Here is a 5,404-nt window from a genome sequence, read left to right on the forward strand (position 1 = left end):
CGACGCCGGATCAGCCAGAAAGAGCTGCGTGGTCGATGTTGTGGCAGCGAGGCCATGCAAGATGTCGGCCACCCGGAACGTGGTCGCTGCGCTGCGGCTGTCCGCGACCCGGGCATCGGGCTCTCCCACCACCAGCCAGACATGTGTGGCACTGGACGCTGCGCCCATCCAGCCTGCCAAGGCCAGCGCTACAGCCAAGCCCAAGCGACGTGCACGACACCATTCGTGCTCCTCGGTCTCAGTATTCGACGGGCTGCGTGGTCGGTGGTTCATGGCGGATCAGCGTCGGGACAGGCGGTGCAGTGGGTGGTCTTGCGGGTGCGACGGGCTCAGGCGGCGGCGCAGGTGGTGCCGCTGGCACCCTGGTCTGGCGACGCTGCACACGCAGCTGGGGCCGATGGGTGAGGGCGGCATACAGCCCGCCGGTGACCAGCGCCACGCTGCCTAACACCAGCGATGCGGGCTGGTACCAGGCCAGACCAACCAGCACGCCGCCGCCGCCGCAGAGCAGACCGAGCACCAGCGATGCACGGCGCGCCGAGCGTCCTCCCATCAGGAGGCCCAGTGTCCAGGCCACGCTGCCACAGGCATACAACCCAGCCATCAGCAGCGGCAGATCGGCCATGCTTTGCCACAGCCATTCGGGGTGAATGCGCAATGCCCAGTCCTGCGCCGTGACACGGTCGCCCAGCGTCAGGTCGATCGCGATCAGACCGATCGCCGTCAGCAGCAAGGCCAGCCAGGGCAGCAGCAACCAGGCCAATACGGCACGGCGGTGTATCCAGCGGTGGATCAACGAGAAAACTCCAGTGCCATGTGCAGCCTCAAAACATCAATATTCTCACATCAAGTTGGTACTGCATCGTTTGTCGCAGGAGGGGCCAGGCACGGTATCGTGTGCGCATTGCCTTGATCGATGACGAATCATGACCGTACGAGACATTCTGAAGATGGGCGATCCGCGCCTGCTGCGGGTCGCCCGCCGGGTCGAAGCGTTTGACACGCCTGAGTTGCACACGCTGGTGGCCGACCTGTTCGACACCATGGAGGCAGTGCGTGGGGCCGGGTTGGCCGCACCGCAGATCGGCATCGATCTCGCGGTCGTGATCTTCGGCTTCGGACAGAACCAGCGCTATCCGGACGCCCCTCCGGTGCCGCGCACCGTGCTGCTCAATCCGACCGTCACAGCCTTGTCGGACGAAGAAGAAGAGGGCTGGGAAGGCTGCCTGTCCGTGCCCGGTCTGCGGGGCGTGGTGCCTCGCTGGTCACACATCCGCTACACCGGCTGGGACGAGACGGGCCAGCGCATCGAGCGGGAGGTCACCGGTTTTCATGCGCGGGTCGTCCAGCACGAATGTGACCACCTGATCGGCACGCTCTACCCGATGCGCATCCGGGACTTCAGCCGCTTCGGCTACACCGACGTGCTGTTCCCCGGCCTGGATGCTCAGGACGACGACTGATCCGCACCACCGGTGGGCGGCTTGCGCATCAGCGCCATGGCCGTGCCGATGAGCCCGGCGACTTCGCTCATGTTGCCGGGCACGATCATCGTGTTGTTCTTCTGCGCGAGCTGCGCGTAGGCATCCACCGCCTTTTCCGCGACTTTCAACTGCACGGCCTGCGCACCGCCGGGCTGCTGGATGGCGCTGGCGATCTTGCGGATCGCGTCCGCGGTGGCGTCGGCCACCAGCGTGATCGCAGCGGCTTCGCCGTTGGCCTTGTTGATCTCGGCCTGCTTCTCTCCCTCGGAGCGGGCGATGAAGGACTCGCGCTGGCCGTTGGCGATGTTGATCTGCTCCTGCTTGCGGCCCTCGGACGCGGCGATCAGCGCGCGCTTCTCGCGTTCGGCGGTGATCTGCTGCTGCATGGCGTGCAGGATCTCGTTGGGCGGCGTCAGGTCCTTGATCTCGTAGCGCAGCACCTTGACGCCCCAGGTCAGCGCCGCTTCGTCCAGCGAGGCGACCACCGAAGCGTTGATGATCTCGCGCTCCTCGAAGGTGCGGTCCAGCTCCATCTTGCCGATCACCGAGCGCAGCGTCGTCTGCGAGAGCTGGGTGATGGCGCTCACGTAGTCGGACGAGCCGTAGCTGGCGCGCATCGGGTCGGTGACCTGGAAGTACAGGATGCCGTCCACCTTGAGCTGTGTGTTGTCGCGCGTGATGCAGACCTGGCTGGGCACATCGAGCGGGATTTCCTTGAGCGAATGGCGATAGGCCACCCGGTCGACGAAGGGAATCAGGACACTCAGCCCAGGCGACAAGGTGCCGTGGAACTTGCCGAGACGCTCGATCACCCAGGCGCTCTGCTGAGGCACGACCTTGAGCGATCGGGAGACGAAGAGAATCGCCACGATCAGCACAACCAGCGCAAACATGTCCATGGTGGTTCTTTCCAGTCGCTCGGTCTCAGTGAGCGCAGGTGGATGGAAGGGCCCCCAGCACCAGCCGGGAGCCATCGACAGCGACAATGGCGTATTCACCGGGCCCAGGGGGCGGCCCGTCGCCATTCCAGCGTGCTTGCCAGGGAGCGCCGCGGTAGTGGACGGTGGCAAGACCATCCTGCTGCCAGCGGGTGACCTTGACGCGGTGGCCGATGTCCAGATCGAAGCGCGGCATGGCGCTGCGGCCGGACGCCCGCAGACGCCGCCACCGCAGCAGCACCATGGCCACACCGCCCACCATGGCACAAACCAGCATCTGCGTGGCGGGTGGCGCACCCATCTGCGCGGTCAGGCCCGCGACCGCCATGCCGATCGACAGCAGCAGCAGGTAGACCGTACCGGTCAGCAACTCGGTACCGACGGCGACACCGGCGGCGATCCACCACAGCATTGATGCGCTCATGTGGCGAGTGTAGGCCGCATGGCCATCCCGGCGTTGGCTATCCGTGGCGATGCCACTTTCCCGCGGTCAGTACCTCGTTCGGACGGTACTGCTCCTTGTAGACCATCTTGCGGCTGTTCTCGATCCAGTAGCCCAGGTAGGCGAACGGCAGGTTCAGTGCGCGCGCCTGCTCGATCTGCCACAGGACGTTGAAGGTGCCGTAGCTGGCCGCATCGTCCGGCTCGTAGAAGGTGTAGACGGCAGACAGGCCATCGTTGAGCACATCGAGGATCGACACCATCTTGAGCGCACCCGGCGAACCATCCGCCTGTGCCGGCTCCCGGAACTCCACCAGCCGGGAGTTCACCCGGCTCTGCAGCAGGAACTGGGTGTACTGGTCGACAGAGTCCTGGTCCATGCCACCACCGCTGTGGCGGGCGGTCTGGTACTTCAGATACAGCGCATAGTGCTCCGGCACGAAACGCAGGCGCGTCACGCTGACCTGCAGATCGCGGTGGTCCCGCCAGGCGCGGCGCTGGCTGCGGTTGGGCTTGAACTCGTTGACCGGCACGCGCAGTGGCTGGCACGCCTGGCAGCCGTCGCAATACGGCCTGTAGGTGAACAGCCCGCTGCGCCGAAAACCGGCCGCGACCAGCTCCGAATAGGTGTCCGCGTTGATCAGGTGCGAGGGGGTGGCCACCTGGGATCTCGCCATGCGCCCGTCCAGATAACTGCACGCGTACGGCGCCGTGGCGTAGAACTGCAGTTCGGCGAGCGGGAGGTCCTGGGGATGCGTCACGCGGATTCGCTGGTGGGTGAATCGGAGTCGAGCGGCAACTGCCGCCACAGCGCCACATCATAGGTCCAGCGCTGCGGCGCGGGCAGGGCGGTGGCGTGGGCAATGTGCGCCTCGAAGGCCGACCGATCGACCGGCGCCGCTCCCAGCGAGGCCAGGTGCCGGGTCTGCTGCTGGCAGTCGATCCACGCGATGCCTTCGGCGCGGCAGAACGCCACCAGCGCCGACAGGGCGATCTTGGAGGCATCGGTCTGCAGCGCGAACATCGACTCGCCGTAGAACATCCGTCCGATGCCGACGCCGTAGAGACCGCCGACCAATCGCCCGTCGATCCAGGTCTCGAACGAATGGACGCCGCCAGCGGCATGCCACTGGCGGTACGCCTGCTGCAGTTCGGGAACGATCCAGGTGCCGTTCTGGCCTTCCCGGGCCACGCCGGCGCAGTGTCCGATGACCTGCTCGAACGCGCTGTCGATGCGCACCTCGCAACCGGGTGTCGCCACGAACCGCCGCAGCACCTTTTTCAGCGAACGGTGCAGCTTGAACTGCGCGGTCTGCAGCACCATGCGGGGCGCCGTGCTCCACCACAGAATCGGCTCACCAGGGCTGTACCACGGGAAGATGCCGTGGCGATAGGCCTGCTCCAGCCGCCGCAGGCTGAGCTGGCCCCCGGCGCAGAGCAGACCCGGAGCCTCCGTGTCGGGCCCGAGCGCACGACTGGTCGACGGAAACGGTGCGTGTCCGTCGTCGTCGTCCGGGAGCCAGTCGATCATGCGAGGCCGGCGTGCTGCGATGCCGTCAGCGCAGTTGCAGGTCGTCGTTGCTGAACGAGATGTCCAGCGGCTCGATCAGCACCTGCTTCGGCCCGGCCTCGACCACGCCGGCATTCCAGGCGGCGATGCCCTGAGCACGGGCGATCTCGACTGTGCGCTCGGCATCTTCGGCCTTGACGAAAATCGCGAACCCAGCCCCCATGTTCAGCGTCGAGTAGGCCTCGCGGTCGTCCTGCTTCGCCTGTTCCTGGATGAACTTCAGCACTGGCGTGACCGGCGGCACTGTGTGGATGCGGTAGGTCAGCGCGCTCGGGTGCCGCAGCAGCTTGCGCCAGCCGTGGCCGGTGATGTTGGCGCAGTAGTGCGGCGCGATGCCGGCCTTCCACAGCGCCTCGGTGACCGGCGAGTACAGCACGGTCGGTGCCAGCAGTGCCTCGCCGTAGGTGACGCCGGGGGAGATCTCGGTGAGGTAGCCCTCCGGCAGGCGCTCGACCAGCTTGCGCGCCAGGCTCAGGCCGTTGGCGTGGATGCCGCTGGAGGCCAGCAGGATGATCGCGTCGCCCGCGCCGAGCCTGTCGCCGACCGACAGGCGTTCCTTCGGGTTGATCAGGCCGGTGCACGAAGCCGCCAGGTCGATGCGACCCGCTTCGACAATGCCCGCCAGTGCCGGTGTTTCACCACCGCCCCAGGCCACGCTGCAGACCTCGCAGGCGCGTTTCCAGCCAGCCACCAGCGCCTGCGCGCGCTGGCTGTCACCGAACCAGTCCGAGCCGCCCGCAGCCCAGTAGGCCTGCACCACCAGCGGCGTGGCGCCGACGGTGATCAGGTCGTTGATCGCCATGGCGATCGTGTCCTGGGCGATGCCGTCGTAGTAGCTCTTGCCGGTGAGCGTGGCCATCTCGTCGGCCACCAGCGTCTTGGTGCCCAGGCACTCGACGATGGAGGCGAGGTAGAACGGGCCGACATCGACCACATAGGCCGATTCGCCGCGCGACGCAGCGACTTCGGTG

Annotated in this window: 8 protein-coding genes; 1 reads left to right on the forward strand and 7 read right to left on the reverse strand. The window is 66.7% G+C overall.

Features of this window, described 5'->3' with window-relative positions; translation table 11 throughout:
- Together AB3X43_RS16800 and AB3X43_RS16805 are read right to left on the reverse strand one after the other, a co-directional pair.
- On the reverse strand, positions 1 to 204 hold a 204-nt coding region (locus AB3X43_RS16800; protein ID WP_369431012.1), incomplete at its 3' end, for a hypothetical protein.
- Between the two features lie 34 nt (positions 205 to 238).
- On the reverse strand, positions 239 to 796 hold the full coding sequence (locus tag AB3X43_RS16805; RefSeq protein ID WP_369431013.1) for a hypothetical protein: 558 nt from the start codon (positions 794 to 796) through the stop codon (positions 239 to 241).
- Between the two features lie 130 nt (positions 797 to 926).
- Here AB3X43_RS16805 and def point away from each other — a divergent pair, with 130 nt between their 5' ends.
- Positions 927 to 1,463, forward strand: a complete 537-nt coding sequence (gene def, locus AB3X43_RS16810) for a peptide deformylase (RefSeq protein WP_369431014.1) — start codon at positions 927 to 929, stop codon at positions 1,461 to 1,463.
- Here the strand turns inward: def and AB3X43_RS16815 are convergent.
- From AB3X43_RS16815 to AB3X43_RS16835, 5 genes are all read right to left on the reverse strand, one after another.
- On the reverse strand, positions 1,448 to 2,383 hold the full coding sequence (locus AB3X43_RS16815) for an SPFH domain-containing protein (RefSeq protein WP_369431015.1): 936 nt from the start codon (positions 2,381 to 2,383) through the stop codon (positions 1,448 to 1,450). The genes def and AB3X43_RS16815 overlap by 16 nt on opposite strands.
- Positions 2,384 to 2,408: 25 nt before the next feature.
- Entirely contained in the window at positions 2,409 to 2,846 is a 438-nt protein-coding gene (locus AB3X43_RS16820) for an NfeD family protein (RefSeq protein WP_369431016.1), read from the reverse strand.
- A gap of 37 nt (positions 2,847 to 2,883) precedes the next feature.
- Positions 2,884 to 3,624: an arginyltransferase gene (locus AB3X43_RS16825; protein WP_369431017.1), complete on the reverse strand. Its 741-nt coding sequence runs from the start codon at positions 3,622 to 3,624 to the stop codon at positions 2,884 to 2,886.
- On the reverse strand, positions 3,621 to 4,394 hold the full coding sequence (gene aat, locus AB3X43_RS16830) for a leucyl/phenylalanyl-tRNA--protein transferase (RefSeq protein ID WP_369431018.1): 774 nt from the start codon (positions 4,392 to 4,394) through the stop codon (positions 3,621 to 3,623). The genes AB3X43_RS16825 and aat overlap by 4 nt, the downstream gene beginning before the upstream one ends.
- 25 nt (positions 4,395 to 4,419) lie before the next feature.
- Positions 4,420 to 5,404 (reverse strand): AIR synthase-related protein (locus tag AB3X43_RS16835; protein ID WP_369431019.1); only part of this gene is annotated, 985 nt, incomplete at its 5' end.

It is taken from the genome of Sphaerotilus sp., from assembly GCF_041083715.1.
Taxonomy (GTDB): Bacteria; Pseudomonadota; Gammaproteobacteria; order Burkholderiales; family Burkholderiaceae_C; genus Sphaerotilus.

Excerpts from the sequence above, each read along its gene's own strand:
- def (WP_369431014.1), top strand. The coding sequence starts at position 927 with ATGACCGTACGAGACATTCTGAAGATGGGCGATCCGCGCCTGCTGCGG.
- AB3X43_RS16815 (WP_369431015.1), bottom strand. The coding sequence starts at position 2,383 with ATGGACATGTTTGCGCTGGTTGTGCTGATCGTGGCGATTCTCTTCGTC.
- aat (WP_369431018.1), bottom strand. The coding sequence starts at position 4,394 with ATGATCGACTGGCTCCCGGACGACGACGACGGACACGCACCGTTTCCG.
- AB3X43_RS16820 (WP_369431016.1), bottom strand. The coding sequence starts at position 2,846 with ATGAGCGCATCAATGCTGTGGTGGATCGCCGCCGGTGTCGCCGTCGGT.